This window comes from Microbacterium sp. CGR1, assembly GCF_051062835.1.
GTDB lineage: Bacteria > Actinomycetota > Actinomycetes > Actinomycetales > Microbacteriaceae > Microbacterium.
On sequence record NZ_JAOTPG010000001.1, the window covers coordinates 589,455 to 615,552 of the forward strand.

Annotated in this window: 25 protein-coding genes and 1 tRNA gene; 18 read left to right on the top strand and 8 right to left on the bottom strand. The window is 67.7% G+C overall.

The window, feature by feature from the left end; genetic code table 11:
- Positions 1–2: 2 nt before the first annotated feature.
- The 4 genes from OD997_RS02900 to OD997_RS02915 are packed head-to-tail and all read left to right on the top strand — an operon-like array spanning position 3 to position 4,368.
- On the top strand, positions 3–1,919 hold the full coding sequence (locus tag OD997_RS02900; protein ID WP_434330275.1) for a biotin carboxylase N-terminal domain-containing protein: 1,917 nt from the start codon (positions 3–5) through the stop codon (positions 1,917–1,919).
- Positions 1,919–3,067, top strand: a complete 1,149-nt coding sequence (locus OD997_RS02905) for an acyl-CoA dehydrogenase family protein (RefSeq protein WP_434332326.1) — start codon at positions 1,919–1,921, stop codon at positions 3,065–3,067. The genes OD997_RS02900 and OD997_RS02905 overlap by 1 nt, the downstream gene beginning before the upstream one ends.
- Before the next feature lie 9 nt (positions 3,068–3,076).
- Entirely contained in the window at positions 3,077–3,565 is a 489-nt protein-coding gene (locus OD997_RS02910) for a MaoC family dehydratase (protein ID WP_434330276.1), read from the top strand.
- Positions 3,562–4,368 (top strand): HpcH/HpaI aldolase/citrate lyase family protein, encoded by an 807-nt coding sequence (locus tag OD997_RS02915; RefSeq protein ID WP_434330277.1) that lies wholly within the window; start codon positions 3,562–3,564, stop codon positions 4,366–4,368. Before OD997_RS02910 ends, OD997_RS02915 begins: the two co-directional genes overlap by 4 nt.
- A 38-nt stretch (positions 4,369–4,406) precedes the next feature.
- Here OD997_RS02915 and OD997_RS02920 read toward each other — a convergent pair whose 3' ends face one another.
- Positions 4,407–4,994 carry a histidine phosphatase family protein gene (locus tag OD997_RS02920; protein WP_434330278.1) on the bottom strand — a complete coding sequence of 196 codons (588 nt, stop codon included), beginning with the start codon at positions 4,992–4,994 and terminating at the stop codon, positions 4,407–4,409.
- Entirely contained in the window at positions 4,991–5,830 is an 840-nt protein-coding gene (locus tag OD997_RS02925) for a Sir2 family NAD-dependent protein deacetylase (RefSeq protein WP_434330279.1), read from the bottom strand. The genes OD997_RS02920 and OD997_RS02925 overlap by 4 nt, the downstream gene beginning before the upstream one ends.
- Before the next feature lie 96 nt (positions 5,831–5,926).
- Between OD997_RS02925 and OD997_RS02930 the strand changes: the two genes are divergently transcribed.
- On the top strand, positions 5,927–6,730 hold the full coding sequence (locus tag OD997_RS02930; RefSeq protein ID WP_434330280.1) for a TrmH family RNA methyltransferase: 804 nt from the start codon (positions 5,927–5,929) through the stop codon (positions 6,728–6,730).
- Between the two features lie 17 nt (positions 6,731–6,747).
- On the opposite strand, the gene OD997_RS02935 is transcribed toward OD997_RS02930, so the two are convergent.
- On the bottom strand, positions 6,748–7,575 hold the full coding sequence (locus OD997_RS02935) for an SGNH/GDSL hydrolase family protein (RefSeq protein ID WP_434330281.1): 828 nt from the start codon (positions 7,573–7,575) through the stop codon (positions 6,748–6,750).
- A gap of 148 nt (positions 7,576–7,723) precedes the next feature.
- Between OD997_RS02935 and OD997_RS02940 the strand changes: the two genes are divergently transcribed.
- Both OD997_RS02940 and OD997_RS02945 read left to right on the top strand, forming a co-directional pair.
- A complete protein-coding gene (locus OD997_RS02940) occupies positions 7,724–9,466 on the top strand; it encodes a DEAD/DEAH box helicase (RefSeq protein WP_434330282.1) in 1,743 nt (580 codons plus the stop codon).
- A gap of 160 nt (positions 9,467–9,626) precedes the next feature.
- A complete protein-coding gene (locus tag OD997_RS02945; RefSeq protein ID WP_434330283.1) occupies positions 9,627–10,739 on the top strand; it encodes a VIT1/CCC1 transporter family protein in 1,113 nt (370 codons plus the stop codon).
- A gap of 119 nt (positions 10,740–10,858) precedes the next feature.
- Here OD997_RS02945 and OD997_RS02950 read toward each other — a convergent pair.
- Positions 10,859–10,941 (bottom strand) — tRNA-Leu (locus tag OD997_RS02950).
- Positions 10,942–11,053: 112 nt separating this feature from the next.
- Between OD997_RS02950 and OD997_RS02955 the strand changes: the two genes are divergently transcribed.
- Positions 11,054–12,349 carry a M20/M25/M40 family metallo-hydrolase gene (locus tag OD997_RS02955; RefSeq protein WP_434330284.1) on the top strand — a complete coding sequence of 432 codons (1,296 nt, stop codon included), beginning with the start codon at positions 11,054–11,056 and terminating at the stop codon, positions 12,347–12,349.
- 45 nt (positions 12,350–12,394) lie between these two features.
- Positions 12,395–13,219: an undecaprenyl-diphosphate phosphatase gene (locus OD997_RS02960; protein ID WP_434330285.1), complete on the top strand. Its 825-nt coding sequence runs from the start codon at positions 12,395–12,397 to the stop codon at positions 13,217–13,219.
- A 21-nt stretch (positions 13,220–13,240) separates the two neighbouring features.
- Here OD997_RS02960 and OD997_RS02965 read toward each other — a convergent pair whose 3' ends face one another.
- Entirely contained in the window at positions 13,241–14,092 is an 852-nt protein-coding gene (locus OD997_RS02965; protein ID WP_434330286.1) for a PAC2 family protein, read from the bottom strand.
- An 88-nt stretch (positions 14,093–14,180) separates the two neighbouring features.
- Here OD997_RS02965 and OD997_RS02970 point away from each other — a divergent pair, with 88 nt between their 5' ends.
- From OD997_RS02970 to lnt, 9 genes are read left to right on the top strand one after another with little or no spacing between them, the layout of a single operon-like run.
- On the top strand, positions 14,181–14,864 hold the full coding sequence (locus tag OD997_RS02970; protein ID WP_434330287.1) for an HAD family hydrolase: 684 nt from the start codon (positions 14,181–14,183) through the stop codon (positions 14,862–14,864).
- Positions 14,861–15,880 (top strand): tRNA (adenine-N1)-methyltransferase, encoded by a 1,020-nt coding sequence (locus OD997_RS02975; RefSeq protein ID WP_434330288.1) that lies wholly within the window; start codon positions 14,861–14,863, stop codon positions 15,878–15,880. The genes OD997_RS02970 and OD997_RS02975 overlap by 4 nt, the downstream gene beginning before the upstream one ends.
- 10 nt (positions 15,881–15,890) lie before the next feature.
- Complete coding sequence (locus OD997_RS02980) at positions 15,891–16,805, top strand: hypothetical protein (protein ID WP_434330289.1); 915 nt, start codon at positions 15,891–15,893, stop codon at positions 16,803–16,805.
- Entirely contained in the window at positions 16,805–17,800 is a 996-nt protein-coding gene (locus OD997_RS02985) for a helix-turn-helix transcriptional regulator (RefSeq protein ID WP_434330290.1), read from the top strand. The genes OD997_RS02980 and OD997_RS02985 overlap by 1 nt, the downstream gene beginning before the upstream one ends.
- Complete coding sequence (locus tag OD997_RS02990) at positions 17,797–18,786, top strand: helix-turn-helix transcriptional regulator (protein ID WP_434330291.1); 990 nt, start codon at positions 17,797–17,799, stop codon at positions 18,784–18,786. The genes OD997_RS02985 and OD997_RS02990 overlap by 4 nt, the downstream gene beginning before the upstream one ends.
- A 26-nt stretch (positions 18,787–18,812) precedes the next feature.
- A complete protein-coding gene (gene tatA, locus OD997_RS02995) occupies positions 18,813–19,070 on the top strand; it encodes a Sec-independent protein translocase subunit TatA (RefSeq protein ID WP_434330292.1) in 258 nt (85 codons plus the stop codon).
- A gap of 54 nt (positions 19,071–19,124) precedes the next feature.
- Positions 19,125–19,883, top strand: a complete 759-nt coding sequence (gene tatC, locus OD997_RS03000; RefSeq protein WP_434332327.1) for a twin-arginine translocase subunit TatC — start codon at positions 19,125–19,127, stop codon at positions 19,881–19,883.
- The gene (locus OD997_RS03005; RefSeq protein WP_434330293.1) at positions 19,880–22,357 is read left to right on the top strand and encodes a DEAD/DEAH box helicase; all 2,478 of its coding nucleotides are present in this window, start codon (positions 19,880–19,882) and stop codon (positions 22,355–22,357) included. The genes tatC and OD997_RS03005 overlap by 4 nt, the downstream gene beginning before the upstream one ends.
- An 11-nt stretch (positions 22,358–22,368) precedes the next feature.
- The gene (gene lnt, locus OD997_RS03010) at positions 22,369–23,892 is read left to right on the top strand and encodes an apolipoprotein N-acyltransferase (RefSeq protein ID WP_434330294.1); all 1,524 of its coding nucleotides are present in this window, start codon (positions 22,369–22,371) and stop codon (positions 23,890–23,892) included.
- Here lnt and OD997_RS03015 read toward each other — a convergent pair.
- The 3 genes from OD997_RS03015 to OD997_RS03025 all read right to left on the bottom strand — a co-directional run bounded on the left by OD997_RS03015 (position 23,889) and on the right by OD997_RS03025 (position 26,094).
- Entirely contained in the window at positions 23,889–24,272 is a 384-nt protein-coding gene (locus tag OD997_RS03015) for an RNA polymerase-binding protein RbpA (protein WP_056307766.1), read from the bottom strand. The two genes, lnt and OD997_RS03015, sit on opposite strands and share 4 nt — an antisense overlap.
- 125 nt (positions 24,273–24,397) lie before the next feature.
- Positions 24,398–25,171 (bottom strand): glycerophosphodiester phosphodiesterase family protein, encoded by a 774-nt coding sequence (locus OD997_RS03020; protein WP_434330295.1) that lies wholly within the window; start codon positions 25,169–25,171, stop codon positions 24,398–24,400.
- Complete coding sequence (locus tag OD997_RS03025) at positions 25,168–26,094, bottom strand: SPFH domain-containing protein (RefSeq protein ID WP_056307762.1); 927 nt, start codon at positions 26,092–26,094, stop codon at positions 25,168–25,170. The genes OD997_RS03020 and OD997_RS03025 overlap by 4 nt, the downstream gene beginning before the upstream one ends.
- Positions 26,095–26,098 lie beyond the last annotated feature (4 nt).

Consider the following 26,098-nt stretch of genomic DNA (forward strand, 5'->3'; position numbering starts at 1 on the left):
CCATGACTTCCCAGACCTCGCACACCTTCGACACCGTCCTCGTCGCGAACCGAGGTGAGATCGCCCGCCGGATCATCCGGACCCTCCGAGACCTCGGCATCCGCAGCATCGCGGTGTACAGCGACGCCGACACGGATGCCCCCCACGTACGGGAGGCAGACGAGGCCGTGCGGATCGGCGCCGCTCCCGCAGCGGAGTCCTATCTCGACATCGATGCGGTGGTCGGCGCCGCGCGCGCTGCCGGTGCTCAGGCGATCCATCCCGGGTACGGCTTCCTCTCCGAGAGCGTCGGGCTCGCCGAGGCCTGCGCGGAGAGCGGCATCGTCTTCATCGGCCCGTCGGTCGACGCGCTCCAGATCATGGGCGACAAGGCGAAAGCGCGGGATCACGTGGTGCGATCAGGCGTGCCGGTCGTTCCCGGATTCGACGCCCGCGGGCTGTCCGACGCGGAGATCGCCGAAGAGGCCACGGCCGTCGGATTCCCCCTGCTGGTGAAACCGAGCGCCGGAGGCGGCGGCAAGGGCATGGAGGTCGTCGCCGATGAGGCGGCGCTCGCGTCCGCGCTGGCGTCGGCGCGCCGGGTCGCCGCGTCGGCGTTCGGCGATGACGCGTTGATCCTCGAACGACTCATCCGACGTCCACGACACATCGAGGTCCAGGTCTTCGGAGACGCCCACGGGACGGTGATCGCACTCGGCGAGCGCGAGTGCACCCTGCAGCGTCGTCATCAGAAGGTCATCGAAGAGGCGCCGTCGGCGGGCATCCCGGAGGCGACCAGGAGTCGGCTTCTCACCGCGGCGGTCCAGGCGGCGGAGAGCGTGTCGTACGTGGGCGCCGGCACGGTGGAGTTCCTCATCGATGCGGATGCGCCGGAGCAGGTCTTCTTCATCGAGATGAACACGCGTCTGCAGGTCGAGCACCCCGTCACCGAAGAGGTGACCGGTCTCGACCTCGTGGCCCTGCAGATCCGGGTCGCCGCAGGCGGACGACTCGACCAGGCTCCTCCGGTGCGCGGACACGCGGTCGAGGCCCGCGTGTACGCCGAGTCGCCGGAGCGAGGATTCCTGCCGTCCACCGGCCGCGTGCTGCTGTTCGAGCCGCCGCAGGGGGTGCGGGTGGATGCCGCTGTCGAGACCGGCTCAGAGGTCACCGGTTTCTACGACCCGATGATCGCGAAGGTCATCGCGGTCGCCGACGACCGAGTCACAGCCCTCCGCCGACTGGATGAGGCTCTCGCGCGCACCGTGGTGCTCGGGGTGGACACGAACATCGCGTTCCTGCGCACGCTGTGTCGTGACGCGAGGGTCGTCGCCGGCGATCTCGACACCGGCCTGATCGAGACTCTGCTGCCACTGCAGGTCGAGCAGCCGACGACGGCGATGCTGGCGGCGGCACGCGCCATGGTGCTGCAGGACAGCGCTCCACGCACAGCCGCGCGCATCGCCCGCAGTGCCGGCGCGGTGTGGGAGTCTCTCAGCGATGTCGCGCCGCGCGAGGTCGCGTTCCTCACCGATCTGGACGAGGTCCTCGTCGTGACGGAATCGCCTGCCGCTCGACACCCGGAGGTGGCCGTCGCCACCGACGGCGCGGTCTGGGTCAGCGAGGACGGACGAACAGCACGGCTTCGTCCGATCGACCGCCGTCAGCGGATGCAGCGTCGTCTGCAGGCACGCGATGAGCGTGCCGAGGCCACGAGCCCCGAGGCCCGTGCCCCGATGCCGGGAAGCATCGTCGCCGTGCATGTCGCGGACGGTGCCGCGGTGACGGCGGGAACGCCGATCATCTCGATCGAGGCGATGAAGATGGAGCACCCGGTGCTCGCCCCGCATGACGGGGTCGTGAGCCTGCTGGTCGCCGTGGGCGACCAGGTGCGGCGCGACCAGCCGGTCGCTCGCGTGACGACGGAGGAGAACCGATGATGGAAGATCTGACCGACGAGGAGCGCGAGCTCGCAGCGATGGTGCGCGACTTCGCCGACAGCGTCGTCGCGCCGCAGTCGTATGAGGCCGACCGCACGCACACCCTCTCGATGGAGGTCGTGAGGCAGATGGGTGACCTCGGGCTGTTCGGGTTGCCGTTCCCCGAGCAGTACGGCGGACAGGGTGGCGACTACATGGCCCTCGGCATCGCCATCGAGGCTCTCGGTCGCGTCGACCAGTCGATCGCGATCACTCTCGAGGCGGGGGTGAGCCTCGGTGCCATGCCCGTGTTCCGATTCGGCACCGAAGACCAGAAGCGCGAGTTGCTTCCGGATCTGCTCGCGGGCCGGGCTCTCGCGGGATTCGGTCTGACGGAGCCCGAGGCGGGAAGCGACGCGGGGGCGACCCGCACGACGGCGCGGCTCGAGAACGACGAGTGGGTGATCGAGGGATCGAAGCAGTTCATCACCAACTCCGGGACGCCGATCACCCGATTCGTCACGATCACCGCCGTCACGGGGAACGAGGGCGGCCGCAAGGAGATCTCCACGATCATCGTCCCGAACGGCACCCCGGGCTTCACCGTGGAGGCGCCGTACGACAAGGTGGGGTGGAACGCCTCCGACACGCATCCGCTGACCTTCGACGGTGCGCGCGTCCCGGCGGGCAACCTTCTCGGAGAGCGGGGGAGCGGCTTCCGCAACTTCCTCAGCATCCTGGACGAGGGGCGCATCGCGATCGCCGCGCTCTCGACCGGCGCAGCCGAGGGCTGCCTCGAGGCGGCCGTCGACTACGCGAAGAGCCGCACGATCTTCGGAAGTGCGCTCAGCACCCGCCAGAACGCCCAGTTCACGCTGGCCCGGATGCGCGCCAGGGTGCACACGGCACGGTTGGCCTGGCATCATGCAGCGAGGCTGCGCGACGAGGGGCGGCCGTTCGCCGAGCCGGCGGCCATCGCCAAGCTCGTCGCGGGCGAAGCCGCCATGGACAACGCCAGAGACGCGACGCAGATCTTCGGCGGCAACGGCTTCATGAACGAGTTCCCCGTGGCCCGTCACTACCGTGACTCGAAGATCCTCGAGATCGGCGAGGGCACCACCGAGGTCCAGTTGCTGGTGATCGCGCGGGCGCTCGGGCTCGCCGGGTAGCGTGGCAGCATGAGCGCACACGACGTTGTCCAGCGGGGGCTCTACTTCGAGGAGCTCGACCTGGATGCCCGGTATCTCCATCGTCCAGGGCGAACCGCCACCGAAGCCGACAACGTGCTCTTCACGACGCTCACGATGAACACGCAGGCGCTGCATCTCGATGCGGCGTTCGCTGACGCGCAGGAGCCCTTCGGCGCTCGTCTGATCAACTCGATGTGGACGCTGTCGACGATGGTCGGCGCATCGGTGGCCCAGCTCACGCAGGGGACGCTCGTCGCGCAGCTCGGATTCGGCGACGTCGTGTTCCCGCACCCGCTGTTCGCAGGCGACACCCTCTACACCGAGAGCGTGATCACCGAGAAGCGTCTCTCGGCGTCACGCCCCGGGCAGGGGATCGTGACCATCGCGCACACCGGACGCAACCAGGATGAGAGGGTCGTCGCCACGGCCACGCGTTCGGTGCTCGTGCGCTGCCTTCCCGAAAGGGGATCCCGATGACCTTCGATCTCGGACCGGCGTTGCTCTTCTGTCCGGCTGATCGTCCCGAGCGCTTCAGCGGGGCCCTGGACAAGGCGGATGCCGTCATCCTCGACCTCGAGGATGCAGTGCTCCCCGACGCGAAAGCGGCTGCTCGGGGCAATCTCATCGATGCCGACCTCGATCCCGATCGGGTGATCGTGCGGGTCAACGCGCCAGGGTCCGAAGCGTTCGTCTCGGATCTGTCGACGCTCTCCCAGACGGACTTCCGCACTGTCATGGTCGCCAAGACCGAGAGCCCCGAGAGCCTCAGCGCCTTCGACGAGAGGTTCTCGCTGATCGCGCTGTGCGAGACGGCGCGGGGCGTTCACGCGGCCGACCGGATCGCGGCGCATCCGCAGATCGTCGCGATGATGTGGGGCGCGGAAGACCTCGTGGCGTCTCTCGGAGGGACGTCGAGCCGTGTTCCGAGCGGTGGCTATCGCGACGTCGCCCGCTATGCGCGGTCTCGGGTGCTTCTCGAAGCCGGCGCCCACGGCAAGCGTGCGATTGACGCGGTGCACATCGACATCGAAGACATCGCCGGGCAGCAGGCTGAGGCTGAGGATGCTGCGGCGTCAGGCTTCGCGGCGACCGCGTGCATCCACCCGAGTCAGGTCGCGGTGATCCGCGACGCGTATGTGCCGGCAGGAGCTGCTCTCGACTGGGCGCACGCCGTGCTCCGGGCGGCCGAGTCCGAGCGCGGGGTCTTCCGTTTCGAAGGACGGATGATCGATGAGCCTGTCCTCCGGCATGCGCGTTCGCTGCTCTCCCGAGCCCGCTGAGGCGGCTCGGAGGGCGACGTCGCTTCGCCGCCAGCGAGTCAGATGAGGACGGACTGGTCCAGCAGGCGCAGCATCCCCGGTGACGCCTCGAAGCGGTAGGCGGATCCGTTGACGATCGGGTCACCGTCACGGGGGAGCGTGCCACCGGACACGTGCGAGATGAGCGAGCGGATCACGCCACCGTGGGCCACGACGATCACGGATTCGGCGACGGGCGTCGAGCGTCGCCGAGAATCACGGGCGATCGCGTCCAGAGCATCCATCGCCCGCACGGCCACCTCATCGAGCGTCTCCGCGCCGGGTACCGGTGCCAGCCAGTCGCCGTAGGTCTTCATGTACTCGGAGACGAGCATGCCCTCTCCTTCGCCGAACTCGCGCTCCCGGATGTCGGGAACCAGCACGGGCGCGCCGAGACCGAGACGTGCCGCGATGATCTCTGCGGTCTCCCGCGCCCGCAGAAGCGGACTGCTGTAGATCGAGTGATGCGTGGTCCCCTCGAGACGCTCTGCGGCTGTCCGTGCGTCGGCGCGGCCCGTCTCATTCAGGGGGATGTCGGTCGAACCCTGGATCCGTCGAGCGAGGTTCCAGTCGGTCTGTCCGTGGCGTACGAGGGTGAGCAGGGTCATTCGAGAAGCTCCTGGATGGCGGGGAGCACGTCGCTGGTGCCCGCGGCGATGGTGGCATCGGCCCAGACATCTGCACGCGTCGGCTCGCGGTTGATGATGATGAGGGGGATGCTTCGGCGGCGCGCGCGTTCGACGAGCCGCACCCCGGAGTTGACGACGAGGGAGGAGCCGGCGACGATCATCGCGTCGCTCGCACGGAGCAGTGATTCGGCGGCCTTGAAGCGATCCTGAGGGACGTACTCGCCGAAGAACACGACGTCCGGCTTGAGCATCCCCTCGCACACCGTGCAGACCGGAACGATGAAGCCGTCGGTGCTCTCGGGCAGCACGTCGCCGTCGGGCGCCAGCGCGACGTTCTCGGGCACCGAGATCCACGGATTGCGCTCTTCGATCTGCATCGCGATGTCTCGACGGTCGAACACCTGCCCGCACTTCAGGCAGAGCACCCTGCGCATCGTGCCGTGCACCTCGATGACGTGCGAACTACCTGCCCGCAGGTGAAGTCCGTCGACGTTCTGCGTGATGACGCCACTGACCAGCCCCGATGACTCCATCGCCGCGAGAGCGAGATGACCCGGGTTCGGCTGCGCCCTGGCGAACGCGCGCCATCCGAGATGGCCGCCGACCCAGTAGCGACGCCGAGCGGCTTCATCCGCCAGATACCGCTGGATGGTCATCGGGTCGGTCCGGTTTCGGGAGCCCTCGCCGCGGTAGGCGGGAATCCCGGAATCCGTCGAGATGCCCGCTCCGGTGAGCAGTGCGATCTTCCGTCCTCGAAGGAGTTCGGCGGTGCGAGCGATGGTGGCCGACAGCTCGACCGGACTCGATGCGCTCACAGGACCTCCTCCTGCGAGTCTAACGGCGTGCGGCGTGACCGAGGCTTCCGCGGCGGCCGGGCAGCAGGCGGAGCGAGCGATGGCAGACTGGGGCGCGTGGAACTGCTGCGCGTGACGAATCCGGACGATCGACGACTCGACGACTACCGGGCGCTCACCGACACCGCGCTCCGAACCGTGAAGGACCCCGCCGGAGGGCTGTACATCGCAGAGTCGACCAAGGTGATCGCTCGCGCGGTCGCCGCCGGTCACCGCCCGCGCTCCGTCCTCGTTCAGGAGCGTCGCGTGGATGACATCAGGGCGATCGTCGGCGATCTCGATGTGCCGGTGTACGTGGTTCCGGACGAGGTCGCCGAAGCGGTCACCGGGTTCGCCGTGCATCGCGGCACGATCGCGTCGATGCACCGTCCGGAACTGCCGACCGTGCGCGAGGTGATCGACGGCGCGACCCTGGTGCTGATCCTCGAGAACATCGGAGATCACACCAACGTCGGCGCAGCCTTCCGGGCGGCGGCCGGGTTGGGCGCGGACGCCGTGCTGGTGTCGCCCGGGGGAGCGGACCCGCTGTACCGACGCAGCGTCCGTGTCAGCATGGGCACCGTGTTCCAGGTGCCGTGGACCCGCATCACAGATTGGGAGTCGGCGGTGGCAGACCTCCATGCGGCGGGGTTCGACGTCGCGGCGCTGGCTCTGCGCGACGACGCGGTGACCCTCGACGCCTATGCCGCCGCGCGCCCGGCACACGTCGCCGTCGTCATGGGAGCGGAGGGCGACGGACTCTCTCGCACGGCGCTGGAGATCGCTGACACCGTCGTGACGATCCCGATGTCGGGCGGAGTGGACTCGTTGAACGTCGCGTCCGCTGCGGCGGTGACGCTGTGGGCGCTCACGACGGGGTGACCTGCTGAGAGTCGTCGTCAGTCGAGGCCGGGGAACACGACCGGGGAGGGCTCCGGCCGCTTCGCCATGATGTGATCGCCCGACGACTCGTGGCGCAGACGGCGAAGGACCCAGGGAACGAGGTGCTCCCGCGCCCAGCCCAGGTCTTCCGAGCGTGCCTCGCGCCAGGTGCGGATAGGCAGCGGCTCGGGCTGCATCGACTCGAGATCATTGGGGACGTTGAGGGCGCGCAGCGCCATCCGCGCGACCTCGTGGTGCCCGAGCGCGTTGTAGTGCAGCCGGTCATCGTCGAAGAAGCGCATGTCCTGCACGACCTTGAGCGCCCACTGATCCGCGACGATGCAGTCGTGGCGCTCGGCGATCGCGCGGATGTTCTCGTTGTAGATCGCGACCTTGCCGCGGAAAGCGCGGAAGACGGGAGTGAACGCGGTGTCGACGCCCGTGAAGAGCAGCACGGCCGCCCCGGTGGAGGAGAGGCGCGCGACGGCATCCTCGAGCTGGACCGCGATGGCGTCCGGATCGGTGCCGGGGCGGATCACGTCGTTTCCGCCGGCGCAGATCGAGATGAGATCGGGATGCAGCTCGATCGCCGGTTCGATCTGGTCGCGCACGATCTGCGAGATGAGCTTGCCGCGCACCGCGAGGTTCGCGTAGGCGAAGTCGTCGACCTGCTGCGACAGCACCTCGGCGACCCGATCTGCCCAGCCTCGATGATTGCCGGGGTGTGAGGGATCGGGGTCCCCGATGCCCTCGGTGAACGAATCGCCGATCGCGACGAACCGTCGCCACGGGTGCGGGCTCTCGTTGTCGAGATGCGGGGTCCGGGTCGAATCCTGGTCTGTCATCCAGCTCTCCTTCGCGAACGGACGCAGCACATCGATGGCGGCTGCGCAGTGACCGAGCCTACTCGGGTGCGAGCATCCTCGGCGAGGACGCGCGCGGGGGAGTCCGTCAGTGAGCCGAGTGTCGGCGGCAGCGATTATCGTTGTCTCGATGCTCTCTCCGTCCTTCCCACAGCGCGCCCCCTGGGGCACCGCCAACAAGCTGCGCGCCTGGCAGCAGGAGGCGCTCGAGCAGTACTTCCAGGCCGACCAGCGGGACTTCCTCGTGGCCGCGACGCCCGGCGCCGGAAAGACAACTTTCGCCCTCACCCTCGCTGTCGAGCTCATGCGCATGGGCGAGGTGAACCGCATCATCGTGGTCGCTCCCACCGAGCACCTCAAGACGCAGTGGGCCGACGCCGCGGCGCGCGTGCACATCCGGCTCGACCCCCGATTCCGTAACAGCGACTGGGCACCGGCCCGGCATTATCACGGCGCCGTGGTGACGTACGCGCAGGTCGCTGCCAAGTCCTCCGTCCACCGGCATCTCACGGAGGACGCCAAGACACTCGTGGTCCTCGACGAGGTGCACCACGGCGGCGACGCACTCAGCTGGGGCGACGCGATCCGCGATGCCTACGGGCCCGCGAAACGCCGTCTGCTGCTCTCGGGCACACCGTTCCGCAGCGACACCGCACCCATCCCGTTCGTCGAGTACCACCCCGATGAATCCGGCGCGCGCATCTCCCGCACCGACTACAACTACGGCTACGGGCGCGCCCTCGCCGACGGTGTCGTCCGACCGGTCCTGTTCCATATGTACGCGGGCAAGATGCGCTGGCGCACGAGCACCGGTGACGAGCTCGAGACCCACCTCGGGCAGGACAACACGAAGGACGTCACGTCGCAGGCCTGGCGCACGGCGCTCGACCCCGAGGGCGAGTGGATGCCGGCGGTGCTGTCCGCCGCCGACCGGCGCCTCACCGAGATCCGCAACCATGTGCCGGACGCCGGGGGACTGGTCCTCGCCACGGATCAGACCGTCGCCCGCGCGTACGCCAAGATCCTGCACAGCATCACCGGTCAGCGGCCCACCGTGGTGCTGTCGGACGATGCGACCGCATCGGAGCGCATCGAGAAGTTCAGCGCCAGCGAGGATCGCTGGATGGTCGCGGTGCGCATGGTGTCCGAGGGGGTCGACGTACCTCGCCTCGCGGTCGGTGTCTACGCGACCTCATCGTCGACTCCGCTCTTCTTCGCCCAGGCGATCGGCCGCTTCGTGCGTGCCCGGCGCCGCGGCGAGGCGGCGAGTGTGTTCCTGCCCCAGGTCCCGGTGCTCATGGGGCTCGCGAACGAGATGGACAAGCAGCGCGAGCACGCGCTCGACCGACAGTCGAAAGATGACGACGGCCTCGAGGATTCGCTGCTCGAGGCCGCGAACCGCGAAGAGGAGACCTCAGACGCGCTGACGCAGGAGTTCAGCTATCAGGCGCTGTCGTCGGTGGCGCACTTCGACCGCGTCGTGTTCGAGGGACAGGAGTTCGGTCAGCTCGCCGAACCGGGAACGCCTGAGGAAGAGGAGTTCATCGGGTTCCCGGGGCTCCTCGAACCCGAGCACGTGCACGAGCTGCTCATGCAACGCCAGGCGCGGCAGTCGCGCCTGCGAGAGGTCCGCGAGGCGGCGGCAGGTCCTACCGAGACCACGACGCTGCCCGCGCCGCTGCACCGCACTCTGCGCGAACAGCGACAGCTGCTGAACAGCCTCGTGGGGCTGTACGCCCGGCAGAAAGGCGAGCCTCACGGGTCGGTCCACGCCGAGCTGCGGCGCATCTGCGGCGGTCCCGCCGTCGCGCAGGCCACCGTCACGCAGCTGCAGTCGCGCATCGAAGTGCTGCGCAAGCGCGTACGCACCTGACACTGGTCCGATTCGACACCCGGCCGGTTCGACACCGGGAAAACGCCCGGTTCGGATTCCCGAAAAGCTGACAATCACGGCCTCCCCGCCGTCGCTGAGGTCTCTCGAAGCTAGCGTTGAACGGTTGCCCCGCTTGGGGCTCCGTCGATCAGGAGACGTCATGACAGCCCCCGCTGCCGCCGAGCCCGCCGCTGCAGAACCCACCGCCGCAGACCGCCGCCGTTGGGCGCGTTATCTCGTCGAGGAGCGTGCCGAGGGCACGGTCTATCAGAGACTCGCGAATCGACGCACCGGCGAGGAGCGCGAGATCCTCCTCAACCTCGCCGACGCCGAGCGCCGCCACGAGCAGCACTGGCTCGATCTGCTGGGCACTGAGCCCTCGAGGCTGCCCCGAGCCGGCATCCGCTCCCGACTTCTCGGCTGGATGGCCGGTCGGTTCGGATCGATCTTCGTGCTGGCTCTCGCCCAGAGCGCTGAGGCGCGCTCTCCGTACGACTCGGAGCAGTACGCGACGCCCGCGATGCGTGCCGACGAGAAGGTGCACTACGAGGTCGTGCGCGGACTCGCTGCACGAGGCAGACGGCGGTTGTCCGGATCGTTCCGCGCGGCGGTGTTCGGCGCGAACGACGGCCTGGTGAGCAACCTTGCCCTCGTGCTCGGCATCGGGGCGACGGGGGTGAGCTCCGGATTCGTGCTCTTCAGTGGGATCGCCGGGCTGCTCGCCGGCGCGCTGTCGATGGGAGCGGGGGAGTTCGTCTCCGTGCGATCCCAGAGGGAGCTCCTCGCGGCCACCGAAGCCAATGAGGATGCCGCTGCATCTGCGGCAGACCTCGACATCGACGAGAACGAGCTGGCGCTGGTGTACCGCGCGCGGGGGATAGGCCAGGAAGAGGCTCTGGCCCGCGCGGGACGCATCGTCGCTGCAGCCCGAGCGGGCGTTGAACGCACCACGACGGGTCCCGTCAACATCCACGCGGGCGATGACCACGAGATCGTCGGCAGCGACTGGACGGCGGCGATCTCGAGCTTCCTGCTGTTCGCATCCGGTGCGATCATCCCGGTCCTGCCGTGGATCTTCGGCCTGGACGGCACCACGGCCGTCATCGTCGCGCTGGTCCTCGTCGGGGTCGCTCTGCTGACCACCGGCGCCATGGTCGGAATCCTGTCGGGCGGACCGCCCCTGCGTCGGGCCCTGCGGCAGCTCGCGATCGGCTTCGGAGCCGCGGCGATCACATACGTGCTCGGACTCGTGTTCGGGGTGGGAACCGCCTGACACGACCCGACCGCCGAAACGTATCGCGGGCGAAGGGCCCCCGCAACCGTCGCGAAGAGGAACGTCTTCCAGAAACGAAGAAGGCCCCGGATATCGTGAAGATATCCGGGGCCTGTCTGTGCGCGGAGGGGGACTTGAACCCCCACGCCCTTACGGGCACTACGACCTCAACGTAGCGCGTCTACCATTCCGCCACCCGCGCAGGTGTTGGATGTTCGTTGCCGAACGAAGATTTACATTAGCACGAGCTTCGAGGCTCCCTGAAACCGACGGCGACGCCCGGGCGCGCCACGGCGTTTCGATAGCCTGGGCATATGACCGATCCGTCCCTTCCCGAGGTCGCTCGCATCGCGAGCGACCTGATCCGCTTCGACACCTCCAACTTCGGCGGAGGCAATGCGATGGGCGAGCGCGAAGCCGCCGAGTACGTGGGTGCGTATCTGGAGGAGCTGGGCCTCGAAGTCGAGTACTACGAGCCGATCCCGCGGCGCACGAACGTGATGGCGCGCGTGCCCGGCCGGGATTCGAGCAAGCCGGCGCTGGTCGTGCACGGACATCTCGACGTCGTGCCGGCGATGGCCGAGGACTGGACGGTCGACCCGTTCGCCGGGATCGTCAAGGACGGGATGCTGTGGGGCCGCGGCGCCGTCGACATGAAGAACATGAACGCGATGATCCTCACGGCCGTCGCCGACATCCTGCGCGCGGGGGAGCAGCCTGAGCGAGACCTCGTTCTGGCGTTCTTCGCCGACGAGGAGAACGGCGGTGTCGAGGGTTCGGCTCTGGTCGTGCAGGACAGGCCTGAGTGGTTCGCCGGAGCCACCGAGGCGATCAGCGAGGTCGGCGGGTACTCGATCACCGTCGACGACCGACGTGCTTATCTGCTGCAGGTGGGCGAGAAGGCGCTGATCTGGATCCGTCTCGTCGCGAAGGGGCGTGCCGGCCACGGCAGCCGCCTGCACGACGACAACGCCGTCACGAAGCTCGCCGAGGCCGTCGCGGCCATCGGACGGACCCGGTGGCCGTTGCGGTTGACCTCGACCACTGAGGCCCTGCTGCAGGGGCTGAGCGACCTCACCGGACGATCGGTCGAGGATCCGGATGCCCTCGCGGCCGCCGCGGGTCCTGCGGAGGCATTCCTGCGTTCCTCGTTCCGCACCACCACGAACCCGACGGCTCTCACTGGCGGTTACAAGCACAACGTGATCCCCGAACGGGCCGAGGCGCTGATCGACGTGCGAGTCATCCCCGGGACGGAGGATGACGTGCTCGCCGAGCTGCAGCAGATCGTCGGTGACGACATCGAGATCGAGATCGTCGTGCGCGACATCGGCATGGAGACGCCTTTCGCGGGAGAACTGGTCGAGGCGATGGTCGCGAGCCTGGGTCGTCATGACCCGGGGGTGCCGGTGATCCCGTATCTGCTGGGAGCGGGCACGGACAACAAGGCGCTCGCTTACCTGGACATCACCGGATACGGTTTCGCTCCGCTGCGGCTTCCTGCAGACCTCGACTTCACGGGCATGTTCCACGGAGTCGATGAGCGCGTACCCGTAGAATCGCTTGTCTTCGGTCAGCGGGTGCTGGCCGATCTGCTGCGCACGTACTGAGCCCTCGGCTCGTCGTCCGCGCTCCACGATTCAGAAAGCTCCTCCATGCACCTGCTCGAAGCGCTCATCCTCGGCATCGTCCAGGGACTCACCGAGTTCCTGCCGATCTCCTCCAGCGCCCATCTGCGCATCCTCGGAACGTTCCTGCCCTCGGGTGAGGACCCGGGTGCGGCGTTCACCGCGATCACCCAGATCGGCACCGAGGCAGCGGTCGTGGTGTTCTTCTGGCGCGACATCGTGCGCATCATCGCGCAGTGGTTCCGCTCGCTGACCGGCCGGGTTCCGCGCAGCGATCCCGATGCCCGCATGGGGTGGATGATCATCATCGGCAGCATCCCGATCGTGGTGCTCGGACTTCTCTTCCAGGACCAGATCGAGACCGTCTTCCGGTCGCTGTGGATCGTCGCGATCATGCTGATCGTGTTCGGCATCCTGCTCGGCGTTGCCGACCACGTCGGCGCCAAGCGCCGCAAGCTCGACCAGCTGACGTACCCGCACGGCATCGCCTACGGATTCGCACAGGCACTCGCGCTGATCCCCGGCGTCTCCCGCTCGGGCGGAACGATCACGATGGGCCTGTTCCTCGGCTACGAACGCGCCGCTGCCGCCCGCTACGCGTTCCTGCTCGCGATCCCCGCGGTCTTCGGAAGCGGTTTCTACCAGGTGTTCAAGAGCTGGGACGAGCCCTCGTTCTTCTCGTTCGGCGACACGCTGGCGGCGACAGGCATCGCGTTCGTCGTGGCGCTCGGAGTCATCGCGTTCTTCATGAACTACATCTCGAAGCGCAGCTTCCTGCCGTTCGTGATCTACCGCATCCTGCTCGGAACCGTCCTGCTGGTCCTGCTCGGCACGGGCGTCATCGCCGCCTGAGTGCGGACGGACCGCCGGGGATCAGCGCTTGTGGTCTCCGGGGCCGTCGCCGCGGCGCTTGAGGTAGCGCTCGAAGGCCTGGGCGATCGCATCGCCTGAGGCATCGGGGGAGTCCCACGTGTCTCTGGTGCGCTCGAGCTGCTGGATGTACTCCGTCATGTCCTCGTCGTCCGCGGCTGCGGCGTCGATAGAGGCCTCCCATGCCGCGGCCTCGGTGCGCAGGTGATCGCGCGGCACGTCGACACCGGTCAGCTCCTCGAGTCGATCGAGGAGCGCGAGGGTCACCTTGGGCGACGGCGTGGCCGAGGCGACGTAGTGCGGCACGCTGGCCCAGAGGCTCGCGGTCGGGATACCCGCGCTCTCGGCGAAGTGCTCGATGACGCTCAGGATGCCGACGGGCCCTTCATACAGGGAGCGCTCGAGTCCGTGGGCTTCGCGGACCTGCTCGTTCTGGCTCGAGGCGAAGATCGAGATCGGTCGGGTGTGGGGGACGTCTGACAGCATCGCACCGAGCGTCACGAAGCCTGTGATGTCGTCGCGGAGGGCGATGTCGATGAACTCCGAGGCGAACGACTGCCAGGTGCGTGCCGGCTCGACACCGGTCAGCACCCAGAATTCCGGACCCGGACCCGGGTCTCGCGGACGCCACAGGCCGGCTTCCGGCCAGGTGAGCTGACGGCGCCCCTCGGCGTCCATCTTCGTCGCCGGGCGCGTGTACTGGTAGTCGAAGTACAGCTCGGGATCGATCGAGTGCACGAGATCGTAGTCGGTGGTCTCGCGCAATGCGGCGATCGCCCCGCTCGCCGCCTCACCCGCGTCGTTCCAGCCGTCGAAGGCGACGATGACGATGCGTGAACCGAGGACATCCATCATGGGCTCCCTTCGCGATATCCGGATCGGTATCCCTCCAGGCTAGTCCGACTGCGCGGGGAGGGCGCGGAGCCACGGCTAACATGGTCCAGTGAGCAGACAGCCCCGCGCGATCCTCTGGGACATGGACGGAACACTCGTCGACACGGAACCGTATTGGATGGCCGCTGAGACGGCTCTCGTCGAATCCTTCGGTGGTTCCTGGAGCCACGAAGACGCCCTCCAGCTCGTCGGCAACGGTCTGATCGACAGCGCGATCATCCTCCAGAACGCCGGTGTCGACATGGATGCCGAGGCGATCGTCGCCCTTCTCACCGACGGGGTGCAGGAGTCGCTGCGCACTCAGGGCGTGCCGTTCCGTCCTGGTGCGCGCGAGCTGCTCCAGGACCTGCGATCAGCGGGGATCCCGACGGGACTCGTGACCATGTCACTGCGTCGGATGGCCCTCAGCGTCGTCGATCTGATCGAGTTCGATGCGTTCGACATCGTCGTCGCCGGCGACGATGTGACCAACCCCAAACCGCATCCCGAGCCGTACCTTCACGCGGCAGGTCTGCTCGAGATCGACATCGCGGATGCTGTCGTGATCGAGGACTCGCCGACCGGGCTCCGCGCTGGTATCGCCTCCGGAGCAGTCGCGCTCGGCGTCCCGCACATCGTGCCGCTCGACCATGTCGGAGCGCACGAGCTCTGGCCGACGCTCGAGGGCCGCACCGCCCAAGACCTGATCGACCTGTTCGATCGCAAGAACTCCATGACGGGAGCCACCCGATGACCTCCACCACCTCACAGCGGCCGAGCGGGCCGTTCCGAGAGGGCGACCGAGTGCAGTTGACCGGGCCCAAGGGGCGCTTGCACACCGTGACCCTCCGTGAGGACGGTGAACTCCACACCCACCAGGGCGTGCTGCGGCACCGCGACCTGATTGGCCTTCCGGACGGCTCCGTCGTCGCGAACAGCTCGGGGCACGACTACCTCGCGCTGCGTCCGCTGCTGCGTGACTTCGCGATGTCCATGCCCCGCGGCGCGGCGATCGTCTATCCGAAGGATGCGGCTCAGATCGTGATGCAGGCCGACATCTTCCCAGGCGCCGTCGTCGTCGAGGCGGGGGTGGGTTCGGGAGCGCTGTCGTTGTCGCTGCTCCGCGCGATCGGACCCGTCGGCCGTCTGGTGTCGTTCGAGCGGCGCGAGGACTTCGCACAGGTCGCGCGTGGCAACGTCGAGACGTTCTTCGGCGTGACTCCCGACACCTGGGACGTCGTCGTCGGAGATCTGGCCGAGGCCCTGCCCGGCGCGTTCCCCGCAGGCTCGGTCGATCGGGTCGTCCTCGACATGCTGGCTCCCTGGGAGTGCATGGACGTCGTCGCCGACGCGCTGACGCCCGGTGGAGTCGTGCTCTGCTACGTCGCCACAGCCACCCAGCTGTCGCGTGTCGCGGAGTACATCCGTAGCACGGGGCTGTTCACCGACCCTGAAGCCTCCGAGACGATGGTGCGCGGCTGGCACGTCGAAGGGCTCGCGGTGCGACCGGACCACCGCATGGTGGCCCACACGGGCTTCCTGCTCACCGCGCGACGACTCGCTCCTGGTGCGGTCGCGCCCCAGGTCAAGCGTCGGGCGTCGAAGAGCAGCTACGGCGATGCCGATGTCGAGCAGTGGACCCCCGGTGCCGTCGGGGATCGCGAGATCAACGACAAGAACCTCCGAAAGCGTGCCCGTGAGGCTGCCAAGGCAGCCGAGGGCGCGCGTCTTGCATCCGGTTCGCGCGAATCCGAGCCGTCTACGGAATAGACTGGAGCGCGTGCGTAAAACGTCCGCCGTTCTGGCCACTCTCAGCCTCGCCGTCCTCACTCTGACCGGATGCGCCGCGGGTCCGACGTTCGCGGGCGAGGTCTGCGACAGGACCTCCCACGCAGGCTCCGTCGAGGACTCGGTGACCGTCGAGGGAGACCTCGGCGAGGCGCCGGATGTCACCGTGTACACTCCGGTCAAGACCGATGAGACCGCGTTCGCGGACATCATCACGGGCAAGGGTGAGACGCTGACCTCGACGGTGCAGCCGATGGTGCTCGACATCGCCTTCTACGGCGGCGAGAGCGGCGAGAAGCTCTACGAGTCCGAGTACAACGGCGACACGAGCCGCGTGCACAACATCTCGTACTGGGCCCAGCGCTCTCCGGGTCTCGAGTCCGTCCTCGAGTGCGCCACCGGCGGCAGCCGCGTCGTGGCGGTGCTCACCCCTGAGGACTTCGGCGAGGCGAACGTCGAGGCCTTCGGCCTCGCGAAGGACGAGAACATCGTCGCCGTCGTCGACGTCCTCGACGTCTACCTCGCACGTGCCGAAGGCGCGTCGCAGTTCAACGACGCACGGGGCCTGCCGACCGTCGTGCGCGCACCCGACGGTACGCCGGGCGTCATCATCCCCGACAGTGCAGCGCCCGAATCCGCCGTGACCCAGACCCTCATCAAGGGCGACGGCGCGAAGGTCGAGAAGGAATCGACCATCGTGACGAACATCATGGCGCTCGGCTGGGACGACAAGACCGTCACCTCGAGCACGTGGGGCGCGGAGCCGAACATCGGCCCCGCCGCGAAGGAGCTCGTGGGTGCGACCGTCGGGTCTCAGCTGCTGGTCGTCGTACCCGCTGCAGACGGCAACCCGGCGACCGTGATCGTCGTCGACATCCTGGGCATCGTTCCCGCGCCGGAGAACTGATGGCAGCCCGTATCCCGGCGGAAGAGCGTCTGACGAACCTCGTCGTGGCGCTCATGGCGACGGAGATCGGGCTCACGAAGCAGCAGATCCTCGACAATGTGTCCGGGTACCGTCAGCGAGCGGATGCCGGTGTGCGCTCGGATGCCCTCGAGAAGATGTTCGAGCGCGACAAGGACGAGCTGCGCACGCTCGGAGTTCCCGTCGAGACGATCGGCGATCAGGCCGATCCCAATGATCTCCGTGAGGCGCGGTATCGCATTCCGCAGGCGGAATACGACCTGCCCAGCGACATCGAGTTCACTGCTGCCGAGCTCGCCGTGCTGCAGCTGGCAGGCAGCGTGTGGAGCGCGGAGTCCGCGTCGGGCGACGCCAAGGCCGGGGTACGAAAGATCCGCGCGCTCGGGATCGACGGCGACGAGCCGATCATCGGCTTCGCGCCCCGCATCACGGCCCGCGACGCGGCGTTCCCGCAGCTGCAGGAAGCCATCGAGAAGAGCCGCGTGGTGCTGTTCGACTACCTCAAGCCGGGAGAGGACTCGCCGCGCCGCCGCAGCATCCGCCCCCTGGCTCTCGTCGACTACGAGGCGCGCTGGCATGTGTTCGGCGTGGACGTCGACATCGAGGCCGACCGGATGTTCCTGCTGAGCCGAATCGTCGGTGACGTGAAGATCTCGCCCAAGAGCTTCGCTCCGGAGCTCCGTGACGGAGCGGGGGAACGTGCGCTGGCGGGTCTGGAGAACGTCGCTGCGCAGAACTCGGCCCTCCTCGAGGTCACGCCGGGCACTGAGGCGTCGTTGCGCCTCGGCCGACGCGCGACGCCCGCTGCGACCCAGGGGATCCTCGTGCCGTTCGTCGACCTGCACATCCTCGCCGACGAGCTCGCTTCCTACGGTCCGGAGGTGCGAGTGGTCGAACCGGCCGCCCTCCGAGATGCCGTGGTCGACCGGCTGACGGCGGTCGTGGCGACCAACTCGGATGTGGGGGAGTCATCGTGAGCGCTCAGCCGAAGCCGTTGCTCGCCGCTGACCGCGTGCGCGTCTATCTCACCCTGGTGCCGTACCTGCTCGAGCACGGACAGGTGTCTCTCGCCGAGGCGTCCGAGGAGTTCGGAGTCACTCCGGACGAGATGCGGCAGATGGTGGAGAAGCTCACGGTGATCGGTCTCCCCGGCGACTCGGGATTCTGGCAGCAGCCGCAGGAGATGTTCGACATCAACTGGGATCTGCTCGACGATGAAGACGTCATCGAGATCACGAACGACGTGGCCCTCCGACGAGTGCCGCGCTTCACGGCACGCGAAGCTGCGGCCCTGCTGGCCGGCCTGCAGATGGTCGCCGCAGTCCCGGCGGTCTCGGATTCCGGACTGGTCAGCGGTCTCATCTCCAAGCTCTCGCGTGGAGCGGCCGATGCGCCCGCAGAGGTCGTGGTGGCGCCGAGCGCCGTCGATGAGGTCCGCCAGGTGGTGTCGCGCGGGGTGCAGGACGGCGTGGCCGTCGCATTCACGTACCAGGCGCCGGATGCGGCTCCGACCACTCGCACCGTCGACCCCGTCCAGGTGATCATCACCAACGCGCAGTGGTATCTCCAGGGCTGGTGCCATACGAGGCAGGCGATGCGCACCTTCCACCTCGACAGGGTGAGCGATGCCCGCCTGACCGACATCCCGATCACGCATGCGGGCGATCAAGTGCCGGAGGCCTTCTCGGCTGTCGATGACGAGGGCGAGGTACAGGTGCGCGTTCCCGAGCGCGTGGCACCGCTTCTGGGGGACTTCCTCACCTCCGACAACGTCGAGGTCGAGGGCGGAATCGTCAGTGCACGTCTGCATCTGGCGGACCCGCGTGGCATCAAGAGACTGGCCGCTCGGTTCGGCGGAGCGCTCGAGGTCGTCGACCCCGGCATCGCGCGAACGGCGACCCGTGAATGGGCCGAGGCCGGACTCGCCCTGTATCGCCACCCGGACAGCTCCAACGACGGTTAGACTTCTACAAACCACGAAGGAGAATCATGGGCGCTTTCGGTTGGCCACATCTGCTGATCATCCTCGCCGTCATCCTGCTGCTCTTCGGTGCGGCGAAGCTGCCGGCACTGGCGAAGAGCCTCGGACAGTCCGCCCGCGTGTTCAAGGGCGAGATGAAGGCGATGAAGAACGAAGACGCGAGTGACGTCGCAGAGCCGGGTGCTCCGACGCCCACGGCTTCTGTCGCGGACACCTCGGTGACGGCCCGCGACACGGATCCGGGTCAGCCTCCTCGATCCGCATAGTCCGTGTCGGCTCTCGAATCCGCCGACCAGGAGGTCCCCGGTCGCGACAGGCGGATGTCTCTCGGCGCCCACCTGGTGGAGCTGCGCAAGCGGCTCTTCATCGCTGCTGGCGCACTCGTGGTCGGGATGATCATCGCGTTCATCGTGACGGAGCCGATCATCGAGCTCCTCTCGGTGCCGATCCGCACGATCGCCGCGGAAGCCGGGCGTGAGTACACGGGTCTCAACTTCACGACCGTCACGAGCGGGTTCGATCTGCGCATGCGGATCGCGTTCGCCATCGGTCTGCTGCTCTCGGCGCCCGTGTGGCTCTGGCAGGTGTGGGCCTTCGTGATGCCTGGCCTCACCAAGAAGGAGACCCAGTACACCTGGGGATTCCTCGGGGCGGCCATTCCGCTGTTCTTCGGCGGCTGCACGGTCGCGTTCTTCGTGCTCCCGCATGTCATCGAGATCATGGCGGGCTTCGTGCCGAAGGGGATGGCGCAGTTCTTCGACTATTCGACGTACTACGACTTCGTCTTCAAGTTCCTGCTGGTGCTCGGCATCGCCTTCGTGCTCCCGGTCTTCCTCGTCGCGTTGAACGTCGCGGGGATCGTCTCCGGGCGCGACATCCTCAAGGGGTGGCGGGTCGCGATCCTGGTCTGCACGATCTTCGCGGCGGTCACCACGCCGCCCGCTGATGTCTTCTCGATGCTGCTGCTGATGGGATCCATGATCGTGCTGTACTTCGCCGCGACCTTCATCTCGATGCTCTTCGATCGACGCAAGCGCAAGCGCGATGAGGCAGCAGGCATCGAACCCGTGAGCGCATGAGCTCGCCCTCCGAGCGGTACGCCGCCGCCCGTGAGGCCGCCGGGCATCCGGCGACGGTCGCCTTCGCCGCCGCTCAGAAGTTCGCGCTGGATCCCTTCCAGATCGAAGGCTGTCACGCGCTCGAAGACGGGAGCAGCGTGCTCGTCGCCGCTCCCACGGGTGCGGGGAAGACGATCGTCGGAGAGTTCGCGATCAACCTCGCGATGCAGACCCCCAGTGACAAGGCGTTCTACACGACGCCGATGAAGGCGCTGTCGAACCAGAAGTTCCGCGAGCTGGTCGACGTGTACGGTCCGGACGAGGTGGGGCTGCTCACCGGCGACACGAACATCAACGGCAACGCCCGGATCGTCGTCATGACGACCGAGGTGCTGCGCAACATGATCTACGCGGACTCGGCTGCGCTGCGCGACCTGCGATTCGTGGTGATGGACGAGGTGCACTACCTCGCCGATCGCTTCCGCGGGGCAGTCTGGGAAGAGGTGATCATCCACCTCCCGCAGCACGTGCGGCTCGTGTCGCTGAGCGCCACGGTGTCGAACGCCGAGGAGTTCGGCGATTGGCTCGACACCGTTCGGGGTGACACCGAGGTGATCGTCTCGGAGATCCGACCCGTTCCGCTGGAGCAGCATGTGTTGGTGCGTGACGACCTGCTGCCGCTGTTCGACGACCGCGCGGGCATCGCCACGGCGCAGGTCAACCAGGAGCTGATGCGCATCCGCTCGTTCACGGGCTCGAACTACGAGAACAATCGAGACGCGCAGTCGTACCGCAGCAATCGCCATGCCGGAAGGCAGGCTCAGCGCCCGCCGCGGGGCGGACGGCGCCCGGTCCGTGCGGCGAACGTGCATCGGATCGAGCGAATGGATCGACCGGACGTGATCCGTCTGCTCGAACGTTCGAACCTGCTTCCGGCGATCTTCTTCATCTTCAGCCGCGTCGGCTGCGATGCGGCTGTCCAGCAGGTGCGGCGGTCGGGCGTGCGGCTGACGACGACGGAGGAGAAGGCCGAGATCCGCGCGATCGTCGAGGATCGCACGCGGTCGCTGCAGGACGAGGACCTCGGCGTGCTCGGCTATTGGGACTGGCTGGAGAACCTCGAGCGGGGCGTCGCCGCCCACCATGCGGGACTGCTGCCGGCCTTCAAGGAGGTCGTGGAGGAGCTCTACAAGCGCAAGCTCGTGAAGGTCGTGTTCGCGACCGAGACTCTCGCGCTCGGCATCAACATGCCGGCGCGCACCGTCGTGCTCGAGAAGATGGAGAAGTTCAACGGCGAAGCCCGTGTCGCCATCACCTCCGGCGAGTACACCCAGCTGACAGGCCGCGCGGGCCGCCGCGGCATCGACGTCGAGGGGCATGCGGTCGTCCAGTGGACCGAGGGGATGGATCCGCAGGCTGTCGCCGCACTCGCCTCGCGACGCACCTATCCGCTGAACTCCAGCTTCCGGCCGACGTACAACATGGCGGTGAACCTGATCGATCTGTTCGGCAAGGCGCGTGCCCGTGAGGTGCTCGAGTCGTCTTTCGCGCAGTTCCAGGCAGACCGGGCCGTCGTGGGACTCGCACGCCAGGTCCGAGAGGCCGAGGAGTCCCTCGAGGGCTACAAGGCCGCCATGGTCTGCGATCACGGGGACTTCCTCGACTATGCGGCGATTCGCCGAGAGCTCAGCGACCTCGAGAAGAAGAACCGTCAGGATTCGAACGCTCCCCGTGTCTCGCGCGACAAGCGCATGAAGCAGATCCAGAGTCTGCGCACACGCATGCAGCGGCACGGATGTCATCGGTGCCCCGATCGCGAGGCGCATGCGCGCTGGGCGGAGCGGTATTGGAAGCTCAAGCGTCAGAACGACCGCATCCGCCGCCAGATCGAGACGAGGACAGGAACGGTCGCGCGGGTCTTCGACCGTGTGGTCGAGGTTCTCGAGACACTCGATTACCTGCATCGCGACGCCGACGACGTCACCACGCTGACGGATGCCGGGCGCACGATGCGCCGGATCTACGGCGAACGTGACCTTCTGGTCGCCGAATCGCTGCGGCAGGGACTCTGGAACGGTCTCGACGCGCCGTCGCTCGCGGCGATGGCCTGCTGCCTCGTGTACGAACCGCGCAGGGACGAGGCGAACTCGGGCGAGAGGGACCTGCCTCGCGGTGCGTTCCGAGCCGCGTACGAGAAGACCACGACGCTCTGGGCGGAGCTCGACGACCTCGAGAAGGATCATCATCTGGCCGGCAGTGAGCCACTCGCGGCCGGCCTTGCGGGCGCCATGCACTCGTGGGCGCGCGGGGGGATGCTCGATCGCGTCCTGATCGATGCCGACATGGCGGCGGGCGACTTCGTCCGCTGGGCGAAGCAGACCATCGATCTGCTCGACCAGCTGTCGATCGTCGCAGAGGACGGCGCACTCGCTCGCAACGCGCGAGTCGCGCTCGACGGCGTGCGCCGTGGCATCGTCGCCTATTCGTCGATGTGAGAATAGGACGGATGTCTGAACCTCGCGCGCGACAGCGCCCTCTTCTGCCGCTCTCGCTCGCTCTTCCCGCTGCGGCGATGGCGGCGCTCCTGATGGATCTCTCGTATCCGGACGCGGCGGTCTGGGCTCTCGCCTTTCCCTCGACCGCTCTGCTGCTCATCGCTCTGATCGGCCGCCGGGCCGGGGGAGCGCTGCTGGTGGGCGCGGTCTACGGCATCCTCTTCTTCGCTCTTCTCGTGTCGTGGACCTCCCGCTACCTCGGCCCCGTGCCATGGGCGGCGCTGAGCATCCTCGAAGGAGCGCTCTCGGCGCTGGCGCTCATTCTCATCACCCTCGCGTACCGGTGGGTCCCGAAGGCGTTCTCCGGGCGCTGGGCGCGCCTTCTGCTGCTTCCCGCGGTGGTCGCGGCCCTCTGGGTCGGGCGCGAGCTCTTCGTGGGTTCCTGGCCCTACGGCGGCTTCCCCTGGGCTCGCCTAGGCATGACCCAGGCAGAGAGTCCGCTGGCGCCGGTCACCTCCTGGATCGGTGTGAGTGGTCTCAGCTTCCTCATGGTGTTCTTCGTCGCGTTGGCCATCGAGATCGTGCGCACGCGGGAGTGGAGACGTCCGACCGCATTGATCGCTCCGGTGGTCGTGACGATCGCGCTGCTGGTCACTCCGCTCTTCCCGACGACCGTCAGCGGGTCCATGCGCATCGCCGCCGTGCAGGGCAACGGCCCGAGCGGCTACTTCGACGAGCGCGAGCAGTACTCCATCGTGCAGGCGCAGACGGATGCGACAGCGCCGCTGTACGGAGAGGATGCGGATCTGGTGGTGTGGCCGGAAGGATCACTCGACTACGACCCGTTCCAGTCGGAGTCGCTCGCGCGGCGCATGACCCTGGTCGCCACGCGTATGGGGGCGCCTCTGCTCGCGAACGCCGCGACGGAGCGCGACGGGCTTTACTACAACACGTCCCTGCTCTGGACCGAAGAGGGGACCGCCGAGCAGCTGCATGACAAGCGGCACCCCGTGCCCTTCGGGGAGTACGTGCCTGACCGCGCCTTCTTCAACGCTCTCGCCCCTGATCTGATTGGTCTCATCCAGCGTGAGTACACTCCGGGATCGAACCCTCCGGTGGTCGATGTCGACGGCGTGAAGGTAGGACTCGCCATCTGCTTCGATGTGATCTACGACGACGTGATCAATGAGGGGCTTGGCGCCGGCGCCGAGGTGCTCGTGCTCCAGACAAACAACGCCGACTTCCGCGGCACCGACGAGAACCTCCAGCAGCTGGCCTTCGCCCGCATGCGTGCCATCGAGACGGGCCGCAGCGTGGTCAACATCTCGACCGTGGGTACCAGCCAGATCATCCGCCCGGACGGCTCCACCGTCGCGAGCCTGGATGCGGGAAAGGCCGGAGCGCTGCTCGAGGATGTCGAGCTGCGCTCCGGCCTCACAGCGGGAGTGGTTCTCGGCCCCTGGATCCAGCAGATTCTGCTGTGGGGCGGGCTGGGCGCGCTGGCCTTCGGGTGGCTGCGCGCCAGGAAGCGCTAGGCGCCGATCTTCTCGCGGGTCGGGTCTTCGCCGGCTCCGCGGCGTGCACGGATGAACGCGAGACGCTCTTCGAGGAGCTCCTCGAGCTCGGCGCGCGTGCGGCGCTCCATCAGCATGTCCCAGTGCGTGCGTGCGGCCTTCTCGTCGCTCGCGTCGAGCGTGACGGCTTGGCCGTCGACGTTCAGACGTGCGTCAGCGCCACAAGCGCGGCATTCCCAGGTCTGAGGCGGTTCGGCGTCCGCCGCGAACATCAGGTTCGTGACATGGCCGCAGGCGTCACAGGTATAGGTGGTTTCACGGCGCTCCATGAAAACGACGCCCTCTTCGCTCTGTAGGCTCTGGGCGCCGAGTCGGATGCCGCGTAGGCTGCGATCTGCCATTGTGTGGTCCTCTCGTCGCTGTCAGGTATAACGCTCCAGCCTGTGCGCTTCATCCACGCAGGCGGGTTCTCGGTGCTATTCACAGCGGAATCCCAGCGCGAGAGCGTATGGGCGGCGTGGCGCGCTCAGCCCGCGAGAGTGGCCAGCGCGAGGTCTGCTCTGTCCGACACGATCCCGTCCACACCGAAGGCGGCCAGCCGCCGCATGTCGTCGGCGTCGTTCACGGTCCAGACGTGCACTTCGACGTCGTGTCGGTGCGCGGCCCGGAGCAGGGCCGGCGTGAGGATCCTGAGTCTCGAGTGCCTCTCCGGGATCTGCAGAGCGTCGATCTCTCGCAGTACGCGAGCGGGGGAGAAGCGCAGCGCGGAGAGTGAGCGGAGCGCGGCGATCGTGCGGCTGCCGCCGGATGTGGCCGGGCGCAGGGCCGCACCGGCGCGCAGCGTAGAGGCGATCGCGGCGCGACGGTTGGCGTCAGAGAAGCTGGTCACGAGGACGCGGTGGGTGTGGTCGACGAGAAGCGGTCCGATGAGGTCGGGGGCCTCCGCCGTCTTGACGTCGATGTTGAAGCGGGAGGTGGGAAACGACGACAGTGCATCAGCGACCGTCAGCAGCCCGCCATGGTCGGCGAAGATGCGCGCGAGCTCGCGCGTGCGCACCTCGCGAACCGCCCGGGGGTCGCCGGTGAGTCGCTGCAGGGTCTCGTCGTGGAAGAGCACGACGTCGCCGTCGGCCGTGACCTGGCAGTCCGTCTCGATGTACTCGGCGCCGGCCGCGTGCGCGGCGGCGAAGGCGGCGGCGGAGTTCTCCCACACACCGGAGTCCTCGCCCGCCGCGGTGACCAGACCACGGTGAGCGAGGACTCGAGGGTGTCGCGCCTTCTCGAAATACGGGTGCGTCACGCGCCCGGATAGTTCGTCGGAGGCTGCCCGGGCTTCGGAGTGAAGGCACTGCCGATTCCCTTGAGCGCCTCGGTCAGCTCGCTCGGGATGATCCAGAGCTTGTTCGACTGTCCCTCACTGATCTTCGGAAGCATCTGGAGGTACTGGTACGCGAGGAGCTTGTCGTCCGGCTCACCCTGGTGGATGGCGGTGAAGACGTTCTGGATCGCCTCGGCCTCACCCTGTGCGCGAAGCACCGCGGCCTGCTTGTCACCCTCTGCGCGAAGGATCTCGGCCTGTCGTGCGCCCTCGGCTTCGAGGATCGCAGACTGCTTCGTACCCTCTGCCGTGAGGATCGCCGCACGACGGTCACGCTCTGCGCGCATCTGCTTCTCCATCGAGTCCTGGATGGAGATGGGCGGGTCGATCGCTTTCAGCTCGACACGGCCGACGCGGATTCCCCACTTGCCGGTCGCCTCGTCGAGCACGACACGGAGCTGCCCGTTGATGTTGTCGCGGCTGGTCAGCGCCTCTTCGAGGTTCAGGCCACCTACGACGTTACGGAGCGTGGTCGTGGTGAGCTGCTCGACGGCACCGAGGTAGTTCGCGATCTCGTACGTCGCGGCGCGGGCATCCGTCACCTGGAAGTACACCACCGTGTCGATCGAGACGACGAGGTTGTCCTCGGTGATGACGGGCTGCGGCGGGAACGAGACGACCTGCTCGCGCATGTCGATGAGCGGCCGGAGCCGATCGATGAACGGCACGAGGATGTTGAGACCGGGCATGAGGGTCTTGTGATAGCGGCCGAGCCGCTCGACCACACCGGCTGTCGCCTGCGGAATGATGCGGATGGCTCGCGCCAGTGTGACCACCACGAAGATGATGATCGCGATCACGAGGATCCACAGGATCGCGGTCGGGATGAACGAGGAATCGTTCACGGAA